The organism is uncultured Nocardioides sp. (genome assembly GCF_947488025.1).
Taxonomy (GTDB): domain Bacteria; phylum Actinomycetota; class Actinomycetes; order Propionibacteriales; family Nocardioidaceae; genus Nocardioides.
In genome coordinates this window covers 305,177-327,314 of sequence record NZ_CANKYS010000002.1, presented here as the reverse complement: position 1 = coordinate 327,314, position 22,138 = coordinate 305,177, and the positions used below count along the sequence as shown (strand labels likewise).

The window sequence follows — 22,138 nt, the reverse complement described above, 5'->3', positions numbered from 1 at the left end:
CGTGCGCTCATCGATAGGTCTCGGGGAGCTTCTCGCCGATCTTGACCTGCGCCTTGGGCAGGCGCAGGAACTTCATCTGCAGGGAGCGCATGGCGGCGTAGAGCGTGGTGCCCTTGGTCGGCTCGTCGGGGAAGCGGCGAGCGAGCTCGCGGCGCAGGCGGAAGCGCAGCATCACGATGTCGAACACGATCACGAGCAACGTGGTGAACAGGACGGTGTTGCCGAGCTGGACCATGCTGCTGTTGCCGGAGTAGCCGAGGATCATCGACACGATCAGCAGCGGGATCATCAGCTCGATGAACGAGAAGCGCGAGTCGACGAAGTCGCGGATGAAGCGGCGTACGGGACCGCGGTCACGGCTGGGCAGGTAGCGCTCGTCGCCGGTCTTCATCGCGTCGCGCATCTTGCGGGAGCTGTCGCCGCGTGCGGCTCGCTGCGCCGCGGCCTGCTCCTTGCGCGTGCGGGGCACCTTGGCGCGGGCGCGGGCGGCTGCCTCGGCCTCCTTGCGCGTGGGCGTGGGTCGACCCTTGCCACCCGCCTTGTCGTCGGTGGTGGGGGTCTCCGGCTCGGAGTTGGTACGACGGAACACGCGTGCTGCCTTCACATGGCTACGAGAGGTACGGACGGGCGGATCTGGTGGTGGAGCCAGCCTATCGCCGCGACCCGCCGGGCGCGGCGTCGAGGGACGCCCAACCTCCGACTTGCCCTACCTCCCACTTGCCATTGGTCCTAGGGTGAGAACGTCACTCCAGTCGCATGCCCAAGAGAGGGTCTCCACCCCGATGAGTCTCATGAAGCGCATCAGCCTGATCTTCCGCTCCAAGGCCAACAAGGCCCTGGACAAGGCGGAGGACCCCCGCGAGACCCTCGACTACAGCTACCAGCGCCAGCTCGAGCTCCTGTCCAAGGTCCGTCGCGGCGTGGCCGACGTCGCCACGAGCCGCAAGCGCGTCGAGCTCCAGGTCAACCAGCTCGAGCAGCAGGCCGCCAAGCTGCAGGGCCAGGCCGAGAAGGCCATCGGCGCCGGTCGTGAGGACCTGGCCCGCGAGGCGCTGACCCGCAAGTCCGGTCTCGCCTCGCAGATCACCGCCCTCAAAGAGCAGCAGGCCACGCTCCAGGGCGAGGAGGAGAAGCTCGTCCTGGCGCAGCAGCGGCTGCAGGCCAAGGTCGAGGCCTTCCGCACCCGCAAGGAGACCATCAAGGCCACCTACACCGCGGCCGAGGCGCAGACGCGCATCGGCGAGGCGATGTCGGGCATCGGCGAGGAGATGGGCGACGTCGGCCTCGCCATCCAGCGTGCCGAGGACAAGACCGCCCAGATGCAGGCGCGCGGCCAGGCCATCGACGAGCTGATCGCCTCCGGCGCCCTCGACGACGCCTCGCAGCTCAACGCCGGCGACGACATCACGCGCGAGCTCGACGCCCTCAGCTCCGGGTCCGACGTGGAGGCCGAGCTGGCCCGGCTCAAGGCCGCCAGCACCCCCCAGGCCATCGAGTCCGGTGACGAGGGCGGCGACATCCTCGCGGCCGAGCCCGACGCCGTACGCACCGAGGGCGAGGGCTCGGGCAGCGAGGGCGGACGGGCATGATCGTCCGCATCCTCGGCGAGGGTCAGTACGACCTCGACGACCACGCGCTCGACGCCCTCAACGGCCTGGACAACCAGATCGAGCAGGCCATCGAGTCCGGCGACGAGGACATGTTCCGCACCGCGCTGCACGGGCTGCTGTCGGCCGTGCGCGCGAGCGGCACCCACCACTCCCTCGACTCGCTCGACGAGTCCGACATGATCCTGCCGCCGCCCGACGCGACGATCGACGAGGTCCGCGAGCTCCTGGGCGACGACGGCCTCATCCCCGGCTGAGACGCCACGAGCGGTGGCCACCTCACGCTTCATCAAGGACTCCGGGCTGACCGCCCGGATGACCCTCACCATGTTCCTGCTCGGCGCGCTGTTCGTCGGGCTCGTGGTGACCGTCATGGCGTTCGTCAGGAGCCCCGGCGGCGCCGTGCTCGTCGCGGTCATCGCGATCGGCATGGCGTTCTGGCAGTGGTGGAGCTCCGACAAGGTCGCCATGCGCGCGATGCGTGCACGCGAGGTGACGCCGGAGGAGGCACCGGAGCTGCACGGCATGATCGACCGGCTCTGCGCGCTCGCCGACATGCCCAAGCCGCGCGTCGGCGTGTCCCAGCTCGACATGCCCAACGCCTTCGCCACCGGTCGCTCGCCCGAGCGTGCCGTCGTGTGCGTGACGACCGGCATCCTGCAGACCCTCGACACCGAGGAGCTCGAGGCCGTGCTGGCCCACGAGCTGAGCCACGTCGCCCACCGCGACGTGCTCGTGATGACCGTCGCGTCCTCGGCCGGCATCGCCGCTGGGCTGCTGATGCGCTTCGCCCAGTTCGGCGGGATGAGCCGCTCGCGCAACAACAGCGCGCTGCCCGCCCTCCTGGTGGCGGTCGTCGTCAGCATCGTCGTCTACGCCGTCAGCTTCGTGCTGCTGCGCCTGCTCTCGCGCTACCGCGAGATGAGCGCCGACCGGGCCGGTGCCTACCTCACGCTCAAGCCCGGTGCGCTGGCCAGCGCCCTGCAGAAGATCAGCGGTGAGGGCGCCGCGACCCCGCAGCGCGACCTGCGCGCGAGCAGCGCAGCAGGCGCCGCGAGCGCGCTGTGCATCGTCCCCGCGCTCCACGGCGGGCTGGGCGGCCTGATGGCGACGCACCCGCCGCTGCAGCAGCGGCTCGAGCAGCTGGCGCGCATCCAGGCCGAGCTCAGCCGGCCGACCGGCTGAGGGCGAGGCGACATGGGACTGTGGGAGGCGATGCGTGGTCGGACGCAGCCCAAGCGCAACAACCTCGACGCGCTGTTCCACGTGCCGAGCGCGGCGATCACGCTGCAGACCGCACTGGGCTTCGAGCCCACCGGCACCGGGTCCGTGTGCTACCGCTCAGCCGCCGGCGCCGCCTTCGCGCAGACCCAGGCCGATGTGCTCGCGCTGATCCGGGACGACGCCGAGGCGCCCGACGTCGAGGTCACCCAGGACGACTTCGGCTTCACCTGGCTCGTCGTCGAGGGCGACAAGGGCGACATGCCCGGCCTGTGCACCGACCTCCACGCCGTCAACACCACGCTCGAGCTCAACGGCTTCGAGTCCGGGCTGCTGTGCTCGCTGGTGCCGTTCGCCAACGCGTCCGGCCAGCGGTTCGGCCTGACCTACCTCTACAAGCAGGGCACGTTCTACCCGTTCGCCCCCACCGGGGAGCAGACGCGTGACACGCTGCTCGAGCTGTCCGTGCGTGACCTGCTGGGAGAGGAGCTGCCGATGGAGCCCGACCTGCAGAGGTGGCTGGCGGTGTGGAAGGCCCCCGGCCTGTGAACCCCGGCGAGACCCGCGACCGCTCGCTCGCGGCGTACGACGTCCTCGACGGTCGGCCGCGCCGGGAGCTCGACTCCCTCGTGCAGCTCGCCGCCCAGGTGGCCGGCGTGCCCTTCGCCGCGGTCAACCTGCTGAGCTCCCACTCGCAGCACCAGGTCGCGACGGCCGGTTTCGAGGGCACGGAGTCACCGATCGACCACTCGATGTGCCGGCTGGTGGTGGAGGCCGGCCGGCCGATCATGCTCGAGGACGCCGGTGAGGACGTGCGGTTCGCCGAGAACCCGTGGACGACCGGCGAGATCGCCGAGGTGAAGTACTACGGCTCCCACCCGCTCACCACGCCGGCCGGTGTCACGATCGGCACGCTCTGCGTCTTCGACGACCGCAGCCACGAGGTGACCCCGGAGGCCGCACGAGGGCTGGCCCAGCTGGCCGACCGCGTGGTCGACGTCCTCGAGCTCGAGCTCGCCTCGCGCCGGCTCAGCGAGGCCAACGACCGGCTCAGCACCTCGAACCAGCGCCTGGCCCACTTCGCCGGGCAGGTCAGCCACGACCTCAAGAACCCCCTGACGTCGATCTCACTGTCGCTCGAGACGCTCGAGCTCGACGTCGAGGAGCCCGACCAGCTCGACACGCTGGCCCGCGCCCGTCGCGGGGTGGACCGGATGACCGACCTGATCAACAACCTGCTCGAGTTCGCGCAGCAGGGCGAGGCCCCCGGTGAGGACGTCGTGAACCTCGCCGTGGAGCTGCGATCGGCGCTCGACGACCTCGCCGGGCGGCTCGCCCGGGAGCGGGTGGACGTCGGGGAGATGCCCCTCGTGCGCGGCGACGGCGCCCAGCTGCGGTCGGTGCTGATGAACCTGATCGACAACGCAGCCAAGTTCGCCGTTCCCGGGGAGCAGCCCGAGATCGAGGTGGACTCGGTGCCGATCGACGGCCACCACCGGATCGAGGTGCGCGACCGTGGCCGCGGGATCCCGGAGGGCAAGCGCGAACGGGTCTTCGCGCCGCTCGCCCGCCTCGACAAGACCGTCGAGGGCTCCGGCATCGGGCTGGCGACCTGTCGCCGCATCGTCGAGGCCCACGGGGGTCGGATGGGGGTCGACGGCCGCGAGGGCGGCGGGTCCGTGTTCTGGTTCGAGCTGCCCCGCGCCGACGCCTGAGCGGGTCCAGGCGCTCGCCGGACTCCGGCGGATCCCCTCCCGGCCCGGCTCTGGGGCCGCGACGGCGCCCTGCGCGTACTCGTGGGGGAAGTCCGACACCTCGAGGCCGTTGTAACGGCCGCAAAGTGGCGGACTCCCCGCTCGGGCGGGGAGTCCGCCACTGGTAGGGGAAGTCCGCCACCGGTAGGGGAGCCCGCCGGATCCCGGTGTGTCCCGAGCCTGCGCTGGACCTCAGGGCAGCCGGGCGTGCTTCATCTGCCGGGAGGAGTAGACGGTGCCGACCACGGTCCCCTCGAGCCACGCAGTGAGCCGGTGCGCCTCGTGCTCGAGCGCGGCGAGCCCGTCGGGCTCGACGTCCTCGAGCAGCGACAGCCTGACGACGCCCTCCTCGTCCTGGACCCAGCAACCGACGATGCGCCCGTCCCACCACGCGGTGGTGCCGGCGTTCCCGTTGGTGTCGAAGAGGTGGGGGACGTGTGCCGGGTCGAGGTAGAAGCCGCGCGACTTCCAGCCCATCACGGTGGGGTCGAGCGTGGGCAGCAGCGCCGCCCACGGCTCCACCGGACCGACATCGCTGTCGTGGGGGTGGACCCAGCCCGTCGATCCGTCGTCGAGGTCGACCTCGACGGCGCCGAGGTCCGCCAGGGCCCGGGTGACGGCGGTCTTCGTCGAGCCCAGCCACCACTGGATGTCAGCCGCGGTGCCGGGCCCGAAGGTGGTCAGCCACCCACGGACCAGCGCGGCGTAGCCGGCGGCTTCGTCGAGCGGAGGCTCCACGACGCCCAGCCAGTCCTCGGCGGTCGTCCACGTCGGCTTGTTCAGCCGCCAGTGCCCGGCGTTGCGCCCGCGCAGCACCTGCCCCTCGAGCCCGAGGTGGGTGAGCACCCACGGAGCCACCGGCACCGGGCGGTCGTACGGCTTGTCCGTGGTCCCGCCGACCATCCCGGCAAGCTCCGGGAGCTCGGTGCGGAGCTCTGCTGCGGTCGCCGGCCCCGCTGCCAGGCGTACGAGCGTGGCCTCGCGGGCGGCGTCCAGCCAGGCGTCCCCGTCGGGTGCGATGCCTGCCCCGACGATCGCCTTGGCGATGCGCTTGCGCTCCGACGCCGCGACGCGCGCCGAGGCGCTGCCCCACGCGGCGGGCAGCAGGTCACGTGGGAACACGAAGAGGGTCCGGCGCATCGCGAGCTGCTTGACCACCGACCGGGCGTCGTACAGCTCGGAGTCGACGTCCTCGGGCGTGATGCCCTCGGCGCGCGCGGCGACCGCGAGGTGGACGGTGGCCGCCTCGGTCGCGTGCAGGACCGTCATCGCGCGGGTCACCGCGTCGACGCCGGCCAGCCGGTGGGCCGGCGCCAGCGCGTGGCGTACGGCGATGCGGCTGCGGCGCTCGGAGTCGCTGATCCGCCGCCGTGCCATCGTCGTCGCGCCCGGTCGCTCAGTCGCGGTGCGACTTGCCGGGCAGGTCGAGCATCCGCTGGAGCGCCACCAGTGCGTCGGCCTCGGTCTCCGGGTCGACGCTGATCCGGTTGACGACGTTGTCGGCGACGAGGTTCTCCAGGGCCCAGACGAGGTGGGGGAGGTCGATGCGGTTCATCGTCGAGCAGTAGCAGACGTTGCGGTCGAGGAAGACGATCGTCTTGTCGGGGTGGGCGTCGGCGAGGCGCTTGACCAGGTTGAGCTCCGTGCCGATGGCCCAGACCGTGCCGGGCTCGGCGGCCTCGATGGTCTTGATGATGAACTCGGTGGAGCCGACGAGGTCGGCCTTGAGCACGACCTCGTGCCTGCACTCGGGGTGGACCAGGATGTTGATGCCGGGGTGCTTGACGCGGAGCTCGTCGACGACGTCCTCGGAGAAGCGGCCGTGCACCGAGCAGTGGCCCTTCCACAGGATCATGCGGGCCTTCTGGACCTCCTCGGCGCTCAGGCCGCCACCGGGCTGCAGCGGGTCCCAGACGACGCACTCGTCGAGGCCGATGCCCATCTGGAGCACCGCGGTGTTGCGGCCGAGGTGCTGGTCGGGGAGGAAGAGCACCTTGGCGTCGCTCTTCTGCGCGAAGGCCCAGTCGAGCGCGACGTCGGCGTTGGACGAGGTGCAGACCACGCCGCCGTTGCGCCCGCAGAACGCCTTGATGTCGGCGCTGGAGTTCATGTAGGTCACCGGGACGACGGAGTCCTGGATGCCGGCGTCGGCCATGGCGTCCCACGCGTCCTCGACCTGGCGCAGCCGTGCCATGTCGGCCATCGAGCAACCCGCGGCGAGGTCGGGCAGGACCACCTGCTGGCTCGGCGAGGTGAGGATGTCGGCCGACTCGGCCATGAAGTGGACGCCGCAGAAGACGATGAACTCCGCGTCGGGGCGAGCCGCTGCGTCGCGGGCGAGCTTGAACGAGTCGCCGGTGACGTCGGCGAACTGGATGACCTCGTCGCGCTGGTAGTGGTGGCCGAGCACGAAGACCCGCTCGCCCAGTGCCTCCTTGGCCGCCCGGGCCCGGGCGACCAGGTCGGGGTCGGACGCCGCCGGCAGGTCGCCGGGGCACTCGACGCCGCGCTCGGCGTCGAGGTCGCGGCCCTTGCCGAGGGGAAGGAGCGGCAGGTCGACGACGTTCACGCGGGGTCCCCGAGGCGTTGTTCGGGGGAGCGAAGCGGAGGAGAAGAACGTCGTGGGGTGCATCTCATGTCCTCATCCTAGGAGGGGGCGCGGGCCCGTGAGCCCGGGTGCCATGCTTCGGCCATGACGCGACGTGGTGAGGTCCTTGCTCTGGTCCAGGCTGGCGGGCAGGGCTCGCGGATGGACGTGCTGACCCGTGAGCGGGCCAAGCCCGACCTGCCCTTCGGCGGGGTCCACCGGCTCATCGACTTCGCGCTCTCGGGGCTGGTGCACGCCGACCTGGTCGACGTGTGGGTCTCGCTGGAGTACCAGGTCACCTCGATCGACGACTACCTGTCGGGAGGTCGCCCGTGGAGCCTGGACCGCAACCGCGGCGGCTTCCGGCGCATCGTCCCGCAGACCGGCACCGGTCCGGCCACCGAGAGCGGCTTCGCCCACGGCAACGGTGACCTGCTGCTGCGGAACTCCGCCGACATCGAGGCCTTCGGCGCGCGCACGCTCGCGGTCTGCAGCGCCGATCACGTCTTCAACATGGACCTCGGGCCGGTCATCGAGGAGCACATCGCAGCGGGACGGGTCGCGACCGTCCTGACGAGCGAGGTCACCAAGAAGGACGCCTCGGACAACGTCGTCGTCCTCGCGGGGCGCGACGGCACCGTCACGGGTGTGGAGCACAAGCCGTCGCGGCCGTCGTCGGGCACGGTGGCGACCGAGATCTTCCTCTACGACACCGACGTCCTGCTCGAGACGTTGCGCGACCTGCGGCGCGAGCTGTCGGGCGACGCCGAGGACGGCGACAGCGGCATCGGCGACTTCGGCGAGCACCTCCTCCCGCGACTGGTGGAGACCGGGAGGACGGCGGCGGTCCCGCTGACCGGCTACTGGCGCGACGTCGGCCAGCCGGGGCTCTACCTCCAGTCCCACCGCGACCTGCTCGCCGGACGCGTCGACGTGTTCGACCACCCCGGCCGCCCGGTCATCTCCCACTGGCCGGACCGGCCCGCCGCGCGGGTGCGCGCCTCAGCGGAGTGCCGCGACTCGCTGCTGTCACCGGGCGCCGACGTCGCTGGCCTCGTCGTGGGCAGCGTCCTGGGCCCCGGCGTCGTGGTGGAGAAGGGTGCCGAGGTCCACGACAGCGTCGTGATGGAGGACTGCGTCATCCGCGCGGGCTCCGTGGTGCGCACGAGCGTGCTCGACGAGCGCTGCGAGGTGCTCGGCAAGGCCCGCGTGGGCGAGGAGCCGTCGCGCCGGCTCGGTCACGACGACGACCTCGTGCTCGTCGGCCGCGACTCGACGGTGTCGGGCACGGTGGCGGCCGGCGCGCGTCTCGAGCCGGGCTCGACGACCTGATCGACGACCTGGTCGACGGGGTGTCGGCGCTGACCCGCTTGAGCTAGAGCAGCGAGCCGTGGTGCAGGTAGGGCACCGGCGGCTTCATCCGGCGCAGGCACAGGTAGCCGTCGGTGTAGATCGCCATCCGCGCGGCCAGCCCCACGTCGAGCGCCCACGCGTTGGCCGCGGTGATGTGGCGGACCTGGAGCTGCGAGCCGGGCGCCGAGGAGGCCAGCGCCTCCCACATCAGCCCCGACGCCGTACGCCGGTTGGTGGCGGCGACCAGCACGGGAACGCCGTCGTCGTCGACGTAGGCGTAGCCCGATCCGGTCGAGTGGTCGGTGACGACGAGCCGGAACTGCGCGAGCAGCAGCTCGTGGTCACCGAGGTGCGCCGCCCCCCGCGTGCGCCGGTCGACGGAGTCCATCAGGTCCACGTCGCCCGCTGAGCCCTCGCGGACCCGGTCCACGACCGGGATCGCGCTGCGGTCGACCACCCCGGTGAGCATCATCTGCGGGTGCAGGTCGAAGCCGGCGAGCCGGTAGCGGCGTACGGCGCCGGGGTCGGCGCTGGCGGCGAACATGCCGCGCAGGCACCCCCGCCCGTGGTGCATCGCCGCCGCCATCAGCTCGGTGCCGACGCCGCGACCCTGGTGCTCGGGTCGCACGGCGAAGGAGGCGAGGATCCACATCAGCTCGCGCACCCGTGACACCGCACCGCCGACGACCTCGCCGTCCACCTCGGCGACCCAGCAGCCGCCGGGGTCGGTGACCAGCGCCCGCCCGGTACGCCGGATCCAGTGGCCGTTGCGTGTGGCGGGACGTCGTACGGGGTCGGGCCAGGCGCGCTGGTGGGTGCGCGTGTCGACCTCGTGGTAGGAGGTCGCGGTGATCTCGGCGAAGGCCTCGAGGTCCTCCTCGCGCATGGGCCGGACGACCGGCGCGGTCACGACACGTGAGAGGCGTAGCGCTGGAGGAGGTCACCCCAGTGCAGGAACTTCTCACGCAGCTCCTCGGTGCCGGCGGTCCAGCCGCTGTGCACGAGGCGTACCTGCGAGCCCTCGGGAGCCTCGGTGAACCGGACGTCGAGCACCGTCGCCTCGTCCTCGGGGTGCCAGAGCCAGAACTCCTGCGTGTACTCGCCGATCGGGTCCCACTGCATCACCCGGCCCCAGACGTGCTGCTCATCGCCGTGCACGGACGCGACGGGACCGTTGGGGTCGATCGCGATTCCGGTGAAGGTGGGCGGATCAGGGGTGAGCAGGGGGTCCCACCACTCGCCCATCTGGGCTGTGAAGCCGACGAAGGCCTCGGTCGGGGTCGCCGGGACCGTGATCTCGGCGACGATGGGGTCCAAGCTCATGCGACCAGCATGCCCGACGCACCCCGTGGACGGGCATTGCTGGATCATGGCGGCCATGCGCGTGCTGATCGCCCCGGACAAGTTCGCCGGCACCCTGACCGCGGTGCAGGCCGCCGAGGCGGTCGCCGAGGGCTGGCGTCGGCACGCCCCCGACGACCACCTCGACCTGGCTCCGATGGCCGACGGCGGGCCGGGTTTCGTCGACGTCCTGCACGCCGCCCTCGGCGGGTCGCTCGACGCGGTGACCGTCGGCGGACCCCAGGGCGACCCGGTGCCCGCGGTGGTGCTGAGGGTCGGTGACACCGCGTACGTCGAGAGCGCACAGGCCGCGGGGCTGCACCTGGTGTCGGGGCCGGTCGAGACCGCCTCCAGCGCCGGCGTCGGTGAGCTGGTGCTCGCCGCCGTGGCCGGCGGGGCGCGGACCGTCGTGGTCGGGCTCGGCGGTACCGGGACGAACGACGGTGGCGCGGGCGTCCTGGCCGCGCTCGGCGCCGAGGCCGACGGGGTGCTCGACGGGGGAGCCGCGCCCCTGGCGTCGGTGACGACGGTGGACCTGTCCGCAGCGCGCTCGCGCCTGGCCGGCGTCACGCTCGTCGCCGCCAGCGACGTGGACAACCCGCTCACCGGGCTCTTCGGGGCCACCAAGACCTTCGGGCCGCAGAAGGGCGTGGCCGAGGACCGCATCGCGGAGGTGGACGGGTGGCTCGAGGCCTTCGCCACCGCCACGGACCGGCGCACGTCGCTGGAGAAGGGGGCCGGTGCGGCCGGCGGCATCGGCTACGCGCTGCTGGCCCTCGGCGCGACCCGGGAGCCCGGCATCGACCTGGTCGCCGCCGCGGTGTCCCTGGCCGAGCGCGCCCGTGCGGCCGACCTCGTCGTGACCGGCGAGGGAGCCTTCGACTTCTCCAGCCGGGCCGGCAAGGTGCCCTACGGGGTGGCCGCCGTCGCCTCGGAGGCCCTGCGCCCCTGCATCGCCCTCGCCGGCCAGGTGCTGGTCGGTTCGCGCGAGATGCGCGCCCTCGGCATCGAGTCGGCGTACTCCCTCGTCGACCTCGTGGGGGAGGAGCGCGCCCTCGGTGCCCCCGCCGAGGCACTCGCCGACCTCGCCGCCCGCGTCGCGCGCACCTGGTCGCGCTGAGGCCGGGGCAGCTTCGGGCGCGAGCACGGGGAATAACCCTCGGTGTGCGACCATTGAGCCAAGCAGTACCCGAGACTTCTGGAGTGATGAGATGACCGAGCAGGTCGAGACCACCGAGCGCCGCACTGACCAGATCAACCTGTCCGATGTCGCTGCCGGCAAGATCAAGAGCCTCCTCGAGCAGGAGGGTCGTGACGACCTGGCCCTGCGGATCTCCGTGCAGCCCGGTGGCTGCTCGGGCCTCCGCTACCAGCTCTTCTTCGACGAGCGCACCCTCGACGGCGACGTGACCACCGACTTCGACGGCGTGACCGTGGTCGTCGACCGGATGAGCGTCCCCTACCTCAACGGTGCCGAGATCGACTTCGTCGACACCATCGAGAAGCAGGGCTTCACGATCGACAACCCCAACGCCACCGGCTCCTGCGCCTGCGGCGACTCGTTCCACTGATGTGACGCTCGAGGCTGAGCTTGCGAAGCCTCGAAGAGCGGCCAGATTGAGCAAGGCCCGCGACCGAGGAACGAGGTCGCGACGGCCGCGTCGAAATCCATGACACACGAAGGGCCCCCGCCAGCGGCGGGGGCCCTTCGTCGTACGTGTCGGCTGACGCTGCTCCTCGGCTTTCCGGGTTTCGACATGCTCCGTCGCGGCTTCGTTCCTCAGCCGCGGTCGCTGCTCAACCACCAACGATCGAGTCCGCTGGCGCGTCCTCGATCAGTCCAGGTGCAGGTGGAGCGCGTTGGCGATCCGGGCGGCGGCGTCGGAGACGCGGATCTCGCGCTTGCCGACCTCGGCCGGGTAGTCGTCGAAGCGCAGGCTCGGGGCGGGCGACGTGGCGGCCCGGGCCGCGCGCTCGAGGCGGCTCCGGAGGCCGAGGTTGCGGCTGGTCTCGCGGCCGTCGGCGGCCATCTCGGCAGGGGTGCCCAGCTCGTCGCTGAAGAGGGGCGCGGGGCGTCGGGACGTCGTCATGGGCACGACGCTATTGGCTACTGATGCGTATCCCGAGCCGTACTGCGAGGTAGTGTCTCGCGGCGTGTCCCTCCTCGTTGCCGGATCCATCGCGACCGACCACCTGATGTCCTTCCCGGGCAAGTTCGCTGACAGCCTGGTGGTCGACCAGCTCGACAAGCTCTCGGTCTCCTTCCTGGTCGAGGACCTCGAGGTGCGCCGAGGTGGCTGCGCCGCCAACATCTGCTTCGGACTGGGCAACCTGGGCCTGCGCCCGGTGCTCGTCGGCGCGGTCGGCGAGGACTTCGCCGAGTACCGCTCGTGGCTGGAGCGGCACAACGTCGACTGCGACTCCGTGCACGTCTCGGAGACGCGGCACACCGCGCGCTTCGTGTGCACCAACGACACCTCGATGGCGCAGATCGCCAGCTTCTACGCCGGCGCGATGAGCGAGTCGCGCGAGATCGAGCTCAAGCCGATCGTGGACCGCGTCGGTGCCCCGGACTACGTGATCATCGGCCCGGACGACCCGGACGGGATGCTGCGCCACACCGAGGAGTGCCGCCAGCGGGGCTACCGCTTCCTGGCCGACCCCTCGCAGCAGCTGGCGTTCGGCGACGGCGACCTCATCCGGCCCCTCATCGACGGTGCGGACATCCTGTTCTCCAACGAGTACGAGGCGAGCCTGATCACCCAGAAGACCGGGTGGAGTCGCGACGAGATCCTCTCGCGCGTCGGCACCTGGGTGGTCACCCTCGGCGCGGCCGGCGTCCGGATCGACCGCGAGGGCGCGGAGTCGATCGTCGTCGGTGCCGTTCCCGAGATCGCCAAGGTCGAGCCGACCGGCGTCGGCGACGCGTTCCGCGCCGGGTTCCTCGCGGCCCTCACCTGGGGCCTCGGCCACGAGCGCGCCGCCCAGCTCGGCTGCCTCCTCGCCGTCCACGTGGTGGAGAAGATCGGCACCCAGGAGTACGAGATCTCCCGCAGCGCCTTCCTCGAGCGGTGCGCGGCGACCTACGGCGACCAGGCCGCCGCCGACTTCGAGCCCCACCTGCGGACCATCAGGCCCTGATCGAGGACGCGTCAGCGGCCTCGATCGTCGGTGGTTGAGCAGCGACCGCGACTGAGGAACGAAGTCGCGACGGAGCGTGTCGAAACCCGGTCAGCCGGGCGGCACCCTCAGGTGAGACGTCGTACGACGTAGCGCGGCGCGCCGTCGTCCGCGACGTCGGCGCCGACGTAGTCCTGCGCCTTCATCCGGCACCAGGCCGGTACGTCGACCGCGGCGGCCGGGTCGTGGGCGACCACCGCCAGCAGCTCGCCGACCTTGACGTCGCCGAGGTGGCGCGCGAGCTCGATGACCGGCATCGGGCACGGCATGTCCCGGCAGTCCAGCTCCAGCGCGACGTCCCGGGACGGTCCGGGGGAGTCGCTCACAGGCCCACCCGCGACCGGATCTCGGCCACCACCTCGGGCAGCACGTCGCAGAAGGCGTCGACGTCGGCGCGCGTGGTGTCGCGCTGCAGGGAGAGCCGCACGTTGCCGTGCGTGAGGACGCCCATCGCCTCGAGCACGTGGCTGGGCGTCAGTGTCGAGGCCGTGCACGCAGACCCGCTCGCGACGCCGAAGCCCCGCCGGTCGAGCTCGGTGACGAGCGCCTCGCCGTCGACGTAGAGGCACGAGAAGGTCACGAGGTGGGGGAGGCGCCGGTCCGGGTCGCCGACGACCTCGACGTCGGGCACCTCCGCCGCCACCCGGCGGCGTACGACGTCCACGAGCCCGTGCTGGCGCGCATTGACCTCGTCGCGCTCGGCCACGACCGCCTGGAGCGAGGCGGCCGCGGCGAGGACGGCCGGGATGTTCTCGAAACCGGTCGAGCGCTCGTCGACGCGGTCGTCGCCCGGGAAGGGGTTGCGCCAGCGTGCGCGCTTGCGGACCAGCAGGACGCCGACGCCCGCCGGGCCGCCCCACTTGTGCGCCGACCCTGCGGCGGCCGCCCAGCCGGACGGCAGCGGCAGCCGGCCCATCGAGGCGCACGCGTCGGTGAAGAGCGGGACGTCGTTGGGCAGCTCGAAGCGACCGACGTCCTGGAGCGTGCCGACCTCGTGGTTCGCGGTCTGGAGCGCGACCGCAGCGACGCCGGGGGAGCACGCGTTCTCGACGAGGTCGCCGTCGTAGACGCGCCCGTCGCCCTCGACGCCGACCTCGCAGGCCGAGGCGCCCCACGCCACGGCGTGCCGCACGGCGGAGTGCTCCACGGCCGAGTGGACGACCACGGTGCCGCGGCGAGACCCGCGGACCAGGCCCAGCAGCCCGAGGTGCACGGCGTGCGTGCCGCTGGGGGTGAAGGTGACCTCGTCGGGGCGTACGCCGAGCGCCTCCGCCGTGGCCTCGCGCGCGTTGTCGAGCAGCAGCCGTGCCTCGCGGCCGGAGCGGTGCAACCTGCGAGGGTCGGCGTACCCCCGGTCCAGGGCGGCCAGGAGCACCTCGCGTGCCGCCGGGTGCAGCGGCGCCGAGGACGCGCTGTCGAGGTCGGCGGGCCCGGGTGGAGGGGCAGTCACAGGGGCAACTTATGCCACGCGCAGCGCCCTCGGGGTGGGCGGACGGACCCTGACCTGCGCAGATCGGCCGACACCCCACCCTGCCCCGCACGACGCGGCCAGATGGGGATACCCTCTGTCTTGTCGAGAAGGACCGAGAGAGAGGCTCGTCAGTGGGTCTGCAAGTCCCCAAGCTTTCGGGCGCGCCCGTGCGGCGCACCCTGAGGGTCGCGCTGCTGGGCGTGGCGATGCTGGTTCTGGCCGGGTGCTCCGAGGCCGACCAGAACCAGATCCGCAACCTCGCGATGCCCGACCGCGCCAGCGCGCAAGGTCCCTACACCTACGAGCTCTGGAAGTGGGCCTGGGTCGCCGCGATGGTGACCGGCCTCATCGTCTGGGGCCTCATCCTCTACGCCGTGGTGAGGTTCCGTCGCCGCAGCGATGACGAGGTGCCGCGGCAGACGCGCTACAACCTGCCGCTCGAGGTGTTCTACACGATCGCGCCGGTCCTCATGTGCGTCGTGTTCTTCTTCCACACCGTCCGGGTGCAGGACGAGGTCCTCAACATCGACCCCGAGCCCGACATGACCGTCGAGGTTCTCGGCCAGCAGTGGTCGTGGACCTTCAACCACGGTGTGGGCGAGCAGGACACGTCCGCGACGGCCCAGGGCGACGACTTCGCCTACGACTCCTACGTCTACACCTCCGGCACCGGCGCCAAGATCCCGACACTGGTGCTGCCGGTCGACCAGACGATCCAGTTCAACCTCCACTCGCCCGACGTGATCCACTCCTTCGGCGTGCCGTCGTTCCTCGTGAAGCTGGACGTCATCCCCGGACGGGTCAACAGGCTCCAGGTCACCCCGACCGTCGAGGGCACCTACGCCGGCAAGTGCTACGAGCTCTGCGGTGTCTCCCACTCGCGGATGCTCTTCAACGTCAAGGTCGTCAGCCAGGAGGAGTACGACGCCTATCTCGGCGAGCTGGCAGACGCCGGCAACACCGCCGAGCTGCCCATCCTCGGTGGCGACTACGTCCGCGAGCAGGCAGGTCTCGAGGACGATTCGGAAGGAAGCAGCGAGTGAGCGCCCCCACCACATCCCGGCCGGAGGCCGCGACGCCGCCTCCGGAGCCCAGGAAGCGCCTCGGCGAGCAGGCCGTGCGCATCATGACCACCACCGATCACAAGCTGATCGGCAAGATGTACCTGATCACCTCGTTCGGGTGGTTCATCATCGCCGGCATCATGGCGATGCTGATCCGGTCGGAGCTCGCCTACCCCGGCCAGCAGATCGTCAACGACCAGCTCTACAACCAGCTGTTCACGATGCACGGCACGATCATGCTGCTGTTGTTCGCGACGCCCCTGTTCTTCGGCTTCGCCAACGTGATCATGCCGCTGCAGATCGGTGCGCCTGACGTCGCGTTCCCGCGCCTCAACATGTTCAGCTACTGGCTGTTCCTGTTCGGTGGCCTGATCGCCGCGTCCGGCTTCCTCACCCCGGGCGGAGCGGCGGACTTCGGGTGGTTCGCCTACACGCCGCTGTCCGACGCCGTACGCAGCCCGGGCGTGGGCGGTGACCTGTGGATCATGGGTCTCTGGATGGCGGGTCTCGGCTCCATCCTCGGTGGCGTCAACTTCATCACCACGATCATCTGCATGCGCGCGCCCGGCATGACCATGTTCCGGATGCCGATCTTCGTGTGGAACACGCTCATCACCAGCATGCTCGTGATCATGGTGTTCCCGATCCTGGCGGGCGCGCTGCTCTCGCTGGAGGCCGACCGGATCCTCGGGGCCCACGTGTTCGACCCGTCGCACGGCGGCCCGATCCTGTGGCAGCACCTGTTCTGGTTCTTCGGGCACCCAGAGGTCTACATCATCGCGCTGCCGTTCTTCGGCATCGTGTCCGAGATCCTCCCGGTCTTCAGCCGCAAGCCGATCTTCGGCTACGTCGGCCTGGTTGCGGCGACCCTCGGCATCGCGATGCTGTCCGTGGCCGTGTGGGCGCACCACATGTTCGTCACCGGCGCGGTCGACCTGCCGTTCTTCTCCGGCATGACGTTCCTGATCGCGGTGCCCACAGGAGTGAAGTTCTTCAACTGGATCGGCACGATGTGGGGCGGATCCCTGTCCTTCGACACCCCGATGCTGTGGTCGATCGGCTTCCTCGTCACGTTCCTCTTCGGCGGCCTCACCGGCGTCATCCTGGCCAGCCCGCCGCTCGACTTCCACGTGTCCGACTCCTACTTCGTGGTCGCGCACTTCCACTACGTCGTCTTCGGCACCGTGGTCTTCGCGATGTTCGCCGGGTTCTACTTCTGGTGGCCCAAGATGACCGGCCGGATGCTGGACGAGCGGCTCGGCAAGGTGCACTTCTGGATCCTCTTCGTCGGCTTCCACACCACCTTCCTCGTCCAGCACTGGCTGGGTGTCGAGGGCATGCCGCGTCGCTACGCCGACTACCTGCCCGAGGACGGCTTCACCACGCTCAACCAGATCTCCACGGTGGGCTCGTTCCTCCTGGCCGCGTCGACGCTGCCGTTCTTCCTCAACGTCTACCTCTCGGCCAAGGGGCCGAAGGTCGAGGTGGACGACCCGTGGGGCTGGGGCCGCTCGCTCGAGTGGGCAACCAGCTGCCCGCCCCCGCGCCACAACTTCCACATGCTGCCGCGCATCCGCTCGGAGTCGCCCGCCTTCGACCTGCACCACCCCGAGGTCGCGCTCCTCGAGCTGGACGACAACCCGGCCGAGGGCAACGGTGACGTCGCCGACGCACCTGAGGTGCACGGTCGCGAGGAGATGCTCCGCGATCGCGCCGACATGCCGGTCGACGGCACCGACGAGGAGAGGGACCGATGAAGGCCGAGGCATGGATCTTCGGGATCACCACCGTGTTCGTGGCGGTCGTGGCTCCCGGCTACTGGTTCCTCTCCGGGGACTGGACCGGCACCTCCGCGCTCGTGATGACGGCGCTCCTCACCGCGATGATCACCCTCTACCTCGGGTTCCACGCCTCGCGCATGGACCCGCGACCGGAGGACCGCAAGGAGGGCGAGATCGCCGACGGCGCCGGCGAGCTGGGCTTCTTCCCGCCCTACTCGTGGTGGCCGCTGTGGTGCGCGCTCGCCCTCGCGGTGATCGTCTACGGTGTTGCGTTGGCCGCCTGGTGGCTGGTCATCATCGGCTTCACCGCAGGCGCGGTCGTGACCTGCGGGTTCGTCTTCGAGTACTACCGCGGAGAGCACGCCCACTGAGCAACGCCCCTCGTGGCAATTCTGGAAGAGCCCGTCCGCGTCGTACGCTGGACGGGTTCTTCCGTTTCACCGCCCGTCCGGGTGGGCACCTCCAGGGGGGTCATGTCGTATGCGTTCACGCGCGCTCCGGTCCACGCGGCCCGCGCACCGTCGTACGACGGCCGCGGCGGCGCTCCTGACGCTCTCGGCCGGCCTCGCGGCCTGCAGCAGCGGCTCGACGCCCGGTGACGACTCCCCGGGTGGTGCCGAGGACGCTCCCGGCGCCTCCCAGGCCGCCGACCCGGTGGACCCCGTCCGGCTGACGACGAGCTTCCCCGACCCGGCGGCGGTCCCGATCGACGCGCCGGTGACCGTGTCCGCGACCGGCGGCGACCTGTCCGACGTACGCGTGACGTCCGCGGTCGGGCCGGTCGAGGGTCGCGTCGAGGGCGGCACCTGGACCTCCACCACCCGCCTCGAACCGGGCACCGACTACCGGATCGCCGCCTCCGCGACGCGGTTCGACGGCGAGGCCGTCGAGCGTACCCGGTCCTTCCACACCGTCGACCTGACCCTCGACGAGCTGACCTACCCCTCGGTCGCCCCGCTCGACGGCGAGACCGTGGGCGTCGGCATGCCCGTCGTGGTGACGTTCGACCTTCCGGTCACCGACCGGGCACTGTTCGAGAAGCACATGGAGGTGACCAGCACCCCTGCCCAGAAGGGCTCGTGGTACTGGCTGAGCGACCGCGAGGCGCACTTCCGCCCGGCCCGCTACTGGAAGGCCGGCACCGACGTCTCGGTCGACCTCGACCTCAACAGCCTGCCTGCCGGCAACGGGATCTACGGCCAGGAGTCGCGCCGCATCGACTTCAACATCGGTGACTCCGTCGTCAGCCGGGTCGACGTCCGCGCTCACACGATGCGCACCTTCATCAACGGCGAGCTCGCCCGTACGATGCCGATCAGCGCCGGCAAGCCGGGGTGGGAGACGCGGTCAGGCACCAAGGTCATCATCGAGAAGTTCCGCCGCAAGCGGATGAACGCCGCCACCATCGGTGTCGCTGAGGACGACCCGGAGTACTACGACCTCTCCAACGTCCCCTACGCCCTCCGGGTGACCTATTCCGGTGAGTTCCTCCATGGAGCGCCGTGGTCGACGGGCTCCCAGGGCAGCGCGAACGTGTCGCACGGTTGTGTCGGCATGAGCCTTGCCGACGCCCGGTGGCTCTACGACCGCACCAGCCGCGGTGACGTCGTCGAGGTGACCGGCTCGGCTCGCCAGATGACCCTCGAGAACGGCTACGGTGACTGGAACCTCGCTCCGGCCGCCTGGAAGCAGGGCTCGGCGCTCAGCTGAGGTCCCGAGCTTGGTGCCACTGCCCGGTCCGCCCGCCTGGTCGTTGTACGCCGGCGCGCGGGGAGCGGTGGTCCACCCACGCTCGCCTCGCGCAGAAGGTGGCTCACGCACCGCTGCATACGTCGCGAGCGGGCGTCAGGACGAACGACGAGGGCCCGCCGGGATGACTCCCGGCGGGCCCTCGTGCTCGTCGTACGACGATCAGTGGTCGCGCAGCGGCACGTCGTCGGTGTCGCGGAGGCGGTGGTCGTCGAACTGGTGACCGTCGACCGGGTGGTCGAGACCCGACTGGAGCTCGGCCTCGTGCTCGGCGTGGTGGCGCGCCTCCTCGAGCTCGGCGCGCGTGGGCTTCTGCACGTTGTGGCTGTACATCCACGACGACAGCCTGGCCCGCAGCTTCTCCGAGCGCGAGTTGGGGGCGGCCACGCCGGAGGCGTCGGTGTCGCTCCCGACCGTGTAGACCTCGTCGCGGTCGCGTGCGGTGAGCGTGTAGGCGGACGTCTCGTTGATCGGCAGGTGCCGCTCGGCGTACTGGCCCTCGGGCGAACGGGTGATGACGCCCGTCTCGTAGCCGTGGAGCAGCTTCTCGTTGTCGTGGCGCTGCAGCGAGATGCACCAGCGCCGCGTGATCCAGAACGCCAGCGCCGGGCCGAGGAAGATGGCCACACGAATGAAGTACGTGATCTGGTTGATGCTCAGGTCGAGCTTGATGGCGATGATGTCGTTGCCGCCGGCGGCCCAGGCGAGGCCGTAGAAGGTCATCAGGGACACCATGACCGCCGTGCGCGTCGGCGCGTTGCGCGGGCGCTGGAGCAGGTGGTGGTCACGCTTGTCGCCGGTGATCCAGCCCTCGATGAAGGGCAGCAGCATCAGGATGACCAACATCATCGGAGGCACGATGAGGATCGGCAGCATCACGTTCCAGGAGATCGTGTAGCCGAAGATCACCGACTCCCAGCCGGTCGGGACGAGGCGCAGGAGGCCGTCGGGCCAGCCCATGTACCAGTCGGGCTGCGAGCCGGCCGTCACCTTGGTCGGGTCGTAGGGGCCGTACTTCCACACCGGGTTGATCGAGAGCAGGCCGCCCATGATGGCGATGATCCCGAAGACCATGAAGAAGAAGCCGCCGGCCTTCGCGGCGTACACCGGCAGCATCGGGAAGCCGACGACGTTCTGCTCGGTGCGGCCGGGCCCGGGCCACTGCGTGTGCTTGTGGTAGACGAGCAGCAGCATGTGCGCAGCGATGAGCGCCAGCAGGATGCCCGGGATCAGGAGCACGTGGATGATGTAGAGGCGGGGGATGATCGACTCGCCGGGGAACTCGCCGCCGAAGAGCAGGAACGACATGTAGCTGCCGGCGACCGGGGTCGCCTTGAGGAAGCCGTCCGCCGCCCGGACGCCGGTGCCGGAGAGCAGGTCGTCAGGGAGCGAGTATCCGGTGAAGCCCTCGAGGGTGCCGAGGAGCAGCAGCAGGCAGCCGATGACCCAGTTGAGCTCACGAGGCTTGCGGTAGGCACCGGTGAAGGCCACGCGGAGCAGGTGGACCATCATCGAGGCGATGAAGATCATCGCGGCCCAGTGGTGCATCTGACGCATCAGCAGCCCGCCGCGCACGTCGAAGGAGATGTTGAGGGTCGAGGCCATCGACTCCGACATCCCCACGCCGCGCAGCTGGTCGTAGGAGCCCTCATAGGTGATGTGACCCATGGACGGGTTGAACCACAGCGTGAGGAACACACCCGTGAGCAGCAGGACCACGAAGCTCCAGAGGGCGATCTCGCCGAGCATGAAGGACCAGTGGTCGGGGAAGACCTTGCGCAGGTTCTTCTTCATCGCCGTGGCGAGGCCGAGGCGGTCGTCTGCCCACGACGCGAGTGAGCCGGCGGGGCCGGGCTTGGACGCGGTCGCAGCGGTCGTGCCGTTGCTGGTCGCGACCTTGCTGGTGTCGATCCTGGAGTCCGTGCTCACAGCTTCTCACGCTCCCAAAAGCTGGCCCCGATGGGCTCGGTGAAGTCGCTCTGCGCGACCAGGTAGCCCTCGTCGTCCACTGCCAGGGGCAGCTGTGGGAGGGGGCGGGCAGCCGGACCGAAGACGACCCGAGCGTGGTCGGCGAGGTCGAAGGTCGACTGGTGGCACGGGCACAGCACGTGGTGGGTGGTGCGCTCGTAGAGGGAGATCGGGCAGCCCACGTGGGTGCAGATCTTCGAGTAGCAGATGATGCCGTCGACGGTCCACTTCTCGCGCCCCTCGAGCGGGGTGATGTCGTCGGGGTCCATCCGGACGACGATGATCGCGGCCTTGGCCTTCTCGGCCTGCTCCTCCGCGCCGTGGAGCTCGGGGTAGCCGTTCTCCTCGGTCGGGAACATCGCCTCGGCGGTGCCGTTGATGAGGTCGCCCACCTCGACCTCGCTGGCGAGGATGGGCGTGCCGACCACGTCTCGCACCAGACGCATGCCCGGGTCCCAGATGGTGTGGCCGAGCTTGCTGATGTCGAGGGCGTTGCCCGGGGCGAGATCGCGCAGGAGCACGACCGCAGGGAGTCCGAGCACGCCGACGGCGCCGATCATGGTGTTGCGCACGAGCGGACGGCGGCCGATGCCGGCTTCGGCGAGACCGTCGTTGAGCGCCTGGACGGTGGCGTCGCGGTCCTCCTGCGGGGAGGCAGCGGGGTGGCGCATCTCGACCATCTCGTGGTCGGCCATCAGCTTGCGGGCGAGGTGGATGATGCCGGTGCCGATGAGCAGCAGGCTCACGCCGAGGGTGAGGCCCAGGGCGACCGTGGAGGCACCCATGCCGGCGAAGGTGTCCCAGTTGTCGCCGACCTCGAAGGTGAAGTAGGCGACCACGAAGAGGATCGCGCTGATCATCGCAGCGATGAACATCGCGGCGATCTGGCGCTCGGCGCGCTTCTCGGCCTTGGGGTCGACGTCGGTGGGGCGCCAGGTGTGGGGCGGGAGGCCCGGGTCGGCGATCGGCTCGGTCTCGCGGTGCGTGGGCACGTGCGTCTCGTACGGCACCGGGGTGCCGTCGGGCGCGTTGACCGGGTGCTCCGGCGTCGAGGAGTTGTCG

General features: G+C 70.7%; 23 protein-coding genes. 13 read left to right on the top strand and 10 right to left on the bottom strand.

Annotated elements, in window-relative coordinates; translation table 11 throughout:
* Positions 1 to 7: 7 nt before the first annotated feature.
* Complete coding sequence (locus Q1B24_RS04980) at positions 8 to 589, bottom strand: DUF3043 domain-containing protein (RefSeq protein WP_299924087.1); 582 nt, start codon at positions 587 to 589, stop codon at positions 8 to 10.
* Between the two features lie 193 nt (positions 590 to 782).
* Between Q1B24_RS04980 and Q1B24_RS04975 the strand changes: the two genes are divergently transcribed.
* From Q1B24_RS04975 to Q1B24_RS04955, 5 genes are read left to right on the top strand one after another with little or no spacing between them, the layout of a single operon-like run.
* Positions 783 to 1,589, top strand: a complete 807-nt coding sequence (locus Q1B24_RS04975) for a PspA/IM30 family protein (protein WP_366916427.1) — start codon at positions 783 to 785, stop codon at positions 1,587 to 1,589.
* Positions 1,586 to 1,864, top strand: coding sequence for a hypothetical protein (locus tag Q1B24_RS04970; protein WP_299924085.1), 279 nt, complete (start codon positions 1,586 to 1,588; stop codon positions 1,862 to 1,864). Before Q1B24_RS04975 ends, Q1B24_RS04970 begins: the two co-directional genes overlap by 4 nt.
* A gap of 13 nt (positions 1,865 to 1,877) precedes the next feature.
* The gene (gene htpX, locus Q1B24_RS04965) at positions 1,878 to 2,792 is read left to right on the top strand and encodes a zinc metalloprotease HtpX (protein ID WP_299924082.1); all 915 of its coding nucleotides are present in this window, start codon (positions 1,878 to 1,880) and stop codon (positions 2,790 to 2,792) included.
* A gap of 12 nt (positions 2,793 to 2,804) precedes the next feature.
* The gene (locus Q1B24_RS04960) at positions 2,805 to 3,377 is read left to right on the top strand and encodes a hypothetical protein (protein ID WP_299924080.1); all 573 of its coding nucleotides are present in this window, start codon (positions 2,805 to 2,807) and stop codon (positions 3,375 to 3,377) included.
* The gene (locus Q1B24_RS04955; RefSeq protein WP_299924077.1) at positions 3,374 to 4,543 is read left to right on the top strand and encodes a GAF domain-containing sensor histidine kinase; all 1,170 of its coding nucleotides are present in this window, start codon (positions 3,374 to 3,376) and stop codon (positions 4,541 to 4,543) included. Before Q1B24_RS04960 ends, Q1B24_RS04955 begins: the two co-directional genes overlap by 4 nt.
* A gap of 231 nt (positions 4,544 to 4,774) precedes the next feature.
* On the opposite strand, the gene Q1B24_RS04950 is transcribed toward Q1B24_RS04955, so the two are convergent.
* On the bottom strand, positions 4,775 to 5,959 hold the full coding sequence (locus tag Q1B24_RS04950; RefSeq protein ID WP_299924074.1) for a winged helix DNA-binding domain-containing protein: 1,185 nt from the start codon (positions 5,957 to 5,959) through the stop codon (positions 4,775 to 4,777).
* Between the two features lie 19 nt (positions 5,960 to 5,978).
* The gene (gene nadA, locus Q1B24_RS04945) at positions 5,979 to 7,151 is read right to left on the bottom strand and encodes a quinolinate synthase NadA (RefSeq protein WP_299924071.1); all 1,173 of its coding nucleotides are present in this window, start codon (positions 7,149 to 7,151) and stop codon (positions 5,979 to 5,981) included.
* A 123-nt stretch (positions 7,152 to 7,274) separates the two neighbouring features.
* Between nadA and Q1B24_RS04940 the strand changes: the two genes are divergently transcribed.
* Positions 7,275 to 8,501 (top strand): glucose-1-phosphate adenylyltransferase family protein, encoded by a 1,227-nt coding sequence (locus tag Q1B24_RS04940; protein ID WP_299924068.1) that lies wholly within the window; start codon positions 7,275 to 7,277, stop codon positions 8,499 to 8,501.
* Between the two features lie 43 nt (positions 8,502 to 8,544).
* On the opposite strand, the gene Q1B24_RS04935 is transcribed toward Q1B24_RS04940, so the two are convergent.
* A complete protein-coding gene (locus tag Q1B24_RS04935; RefSeq protein ID WP_299924065.1) occupies positions 8,545 to 9,432 on the bottom strand; it encodes a GNAT family N-acetyltransferase in 888 nt (295 codons plus the stop codon).
* The gene (locus Q1B24_RS04930; RefSeq protein WP_299924063.1) at positions 9,429 to 9,845 is read right to left on the bottom strand and encodes a hypothetical protein; all 417 of its coding nucleotides are present in this window, start codon (positions 9,843 to 9,845) and stop codon (positions 9,429 to 9,431) included. The genes Q1B24_RS04935 and Q1B24_RS04930 overlap by 4 nt, the downstream gene beginning before the upstream one ends.
* Before the next feature lie 55 nt (positions 9,846 to 9,900).
* On the opposite strand from Q1B24_RS04930, the gene Q1B24_RS04925 reads away from it, so the two are divergent.
* The gene (locus Q1B24_RS04925; protein WP_299924060.1) at positions 9,901 to 10,983 is read left to right on the top strand and encodes a glycerate kinase; all 1,083 of its coding nucleotides are present in this window, start codon (positions 9,901 to 9,903) and stop codon (positions 10,981 to 10,983) included.
* Between the two features lie 91 nt (positions 10,984 to 11,074).
* Positions 11,075 to 11,434: an iron-sulfur cluster insertion protein ErpA gene (erpA, locus tag Q1B24_RS04920; RefSeq protein WP_207081919.1), complete on the top strand. Its 360-nt coding sequence runs from the start codon at positions 11,075 to 11,077 to the stop codon at positions 11,432 to 11,434.
* Positions 11,435 to 11,698: 264 nt separating this feature from the next.
* Here the strand turns inward: erpA and Q1B24_RS04915 are convergent, their stop codons facing one another.
* Entirely contained in the window at positions 11,699 to 11,953 is a 255-nt protein-coding gene (locus tag Q1B24_RS04915; protein WP_299924048.1) for a hypothetical protein, read from the bottom strand.
* A 64-nt stretch (positions 11,954 to 12,017) separates the two neighbouring features.
* Between Q1B24_RS04915 and Q1B24_RS04910 the strand changes: the two genes are divergently transcribed.
* Positions 12,018 to 13,004, top strand: a complete 987-nt coding sequence (locus tag Q1B24_RS04910; protein ID WP_299924045.1) for a carbohydrate kinase family protein — start codon at positions 12,018 to 12,020, stop codon at positions 13,002 to 13,004.
* 107 nt (positions 13,005 to 13,111) lie between these two features.
* On the opposite strand, the gene Q1B24_RS04905 is transcribed toward Q1B24_RS04910, so the two are convergent.
* Positions 13,112 to 13,369 carry a sulfurtransferase TusA family protein gene (locus Q1B24_RS04905; RefSeq protein ID WP_299924042.1) on the bottom strand — a complete coding sequence of 86 codons (258 nt, stop codon included), beginning with the start codon at positions 13,367 to 13,369 and terminating at the stop codon, positions 13,112 to 13,114.
* On the bottom strand, positions 13,366 to 14,493 hold the full coding sequence (locus Q1B24_RS04900; protein ID WP_299924039.1) for an aminotransferase class V-fold PLP-dependent enzyme: 1,128 nt from the start codon (positions 14,491 to 14,493) through the stop codon (positions 13,366 to 13,368). The genes Q1B24_RS04905 and Q1B24_RS04900 overlap by 4 nt, the downstream gene beginning before the upstream one ends.
* Before the next feature lie 188 nt (positions 14,494 to 14,681).
* Here Q1B24_RS04900 and coxB point away from each other — a divergent pair, with 188 nt between their 5' ends.
* From coxB to Q1B24_RS04880, 4 genes are all read left to right on the top strand, one after another.
* Positions 14,682 to 15,557: a cytochrome c oxidase subunit II gene (coxB, locus tag Q1B24_RS04895; RefSeq protein ID WP_299924036.1), complete on the top strand. Its 876-nt coding sequence runs from the start codon at positions 14,682 to 14,684 to the stop codon at positions 15,555 to 15,557.
* Between the two features lie 83 nt (positions 15,558 to 15,640).
* Positions 15,641 to 17,335 carry a cytochrome c oxidase subunit I gene (gene ctaD, locus Q1B24_RS04890; RefSeq protein WP_299925103.1) on the top strand — a complete coding sequence of 565 codons (1,695 nt, stop codon included), beginning with the start codon at positions 15,641 to 15,643 and terminating at the stop codon, positions 17,333 to 17,335.
* Positions 17,332 to 17,730, top strand: coding sequence for a cytochrome c oxidase subunit 4 (locus Q1B24_RS04885; RefSeq protein ID WP_299924033.1), 399 nt, complete (start codon positions 17,332 to 17,334; stop codon positions 17,728 to 17,730). Before ctaD ends, Q1B24_RS04885 begins: the two co-directional genes overlap by 4 nt.
* Positions 17,731 to 17,839: 109 nt before the next feature.
* On the top strand, positions 17,840 to 19,069 hold the full coding sequence (locus Q1B24_RS04880; RefSeq protein ID WP_299924030.1) for an Ig-like domain-containing protein: 1,230 nt from the start codon (positions 17,840 to 17,842) through the stop codon (positions 19,067 to 19,069).
* A 201-nt stretch (positions 19,070 to 19,270) separates the two neighbouring features.
* Here Q1B24_RS04880 and Q1B24_RS04875 read toward each other — a convergent pair whose 3' ends face one another.
* On the bottom strand, positions 19,271 to 21,037 hold the full coding sequence (locus Q1B24_RS04875) for a ubiquinol-cytochrome c reductase cytochrome b subunit (RefSeq protein WP_299924027.1): 1,767 nt from the start codon (positions 21,035 to 21,037) through the stop codon (positions 19,271 to 19,273).
* A complete protein-coding gene (locus tag Q1B24_RS04870) occupies positions 21,034 to 22,086 on the bottom strand; it encodes a Rieske 2Fe-2S domain-containing protein (RefSeq protein ID WP_299925100.1) in 1,053 nt (350 codons plus the stop codon). Before Q1B24_RS04870 ends, Q1B24_RS04875 begins: the two co-directional genes overlap by 4 nt.
* Positions 22,087 to 22,138: the final 52 nt, after the last annotated feature.

What these genes read in the sequence shown, in the direction of transcription:
- Q1B24_RS04975 (WP_366916427.1), top strand. Translation starts at nt 783, where the DNA reads ATGAGTCTCATGAAGCGCATCAGCCTGATCTTCCGCTCCAAGGCCAAC.
- Q1B24_RS04970 (WP_299924085.1), top strand. Translation starts at nt 1,586, where the DNA reads ATGATCGTCCGCATCCTCGGCGAGGGTCAGTACGACCTCGACGACCAC.
- Q1B24_RS04960 (WP_299924080.1), top strand. Translation starts at nt 2,805, where the DNA reads ATGGGACTGTGGGAGGCGATGCGTGGTCGGACGCAGCCCAAGCGCAAC.
- Q1B24_RS04950 (WP_299924074.1), bottom strand. Translation starts at nt 5,959, where the DNA reads ATGGCACGGCGGCGGATCAGCGACTCCGAGCGCCGCAGCCGCATCGCC.
- Q1B24_RS04940 (WP_299924068.1), top strand. Translation starts at nt 7,275, where the DNA reads ATGACGCGACGTGGTGAGGTCCTTGCTCTGGTCCAGGCTGGCGGGCAG.
- Q1B24_RS04930 (WP_299924063.1), bottom strand. Translation starts at nt 9,845, where the DNA reads ATGAGCTTGGACCCCATCGTCGCCGAGATCACGGTCCCGGCGACCCCG.
- Q1B24_RS04925 (WP_299924060.1), top strand. Translation starts at nt 9,901, where the DNA reads ATGCGCGTGCTGATCGCCCCGGACAAGTTCGCCGGCACCCTGACCGCG.
- erpA (WP_207081919.1), top strand. Translation starts at nt 11,075, where the DNA reads ATGACCGAGCAGGTCGAGACCACCGAGCGCCGCACTGACCAGATCAAC.
- Q1B24_RS04915 (WP_299924048.1), bottom strand. Translation starts at nt 11,953, where the DNA reads ATGACGACGTCCCGACGCCCCGCGCCCCTCTTCAGCGACGAGCTGGGC.
- ctaD (WP_299925103.1), top strand. Translation starts at nt 15,641, where the DNA reads ATGACCACCACCGATCACAAGCTGATCGGCAAGATGTACCTGATCACC.
- Q1B24_RS04885 (WP_299924033.1), top strand. Translation starts at nt 17,332, where the DNA reads ATGAAGGCCGAGGCATGGATCTTCGGGATCACCACCGTGTTCGTGGCG.
- Q1B24_RS04880 (WP_299924030.1), top strand. Translation starts at nt 17,840, where the DNA reads ATGCGTTCACGCGCGCTCCGGTCCACGCGGCCCGCGCACCGTCGTACG.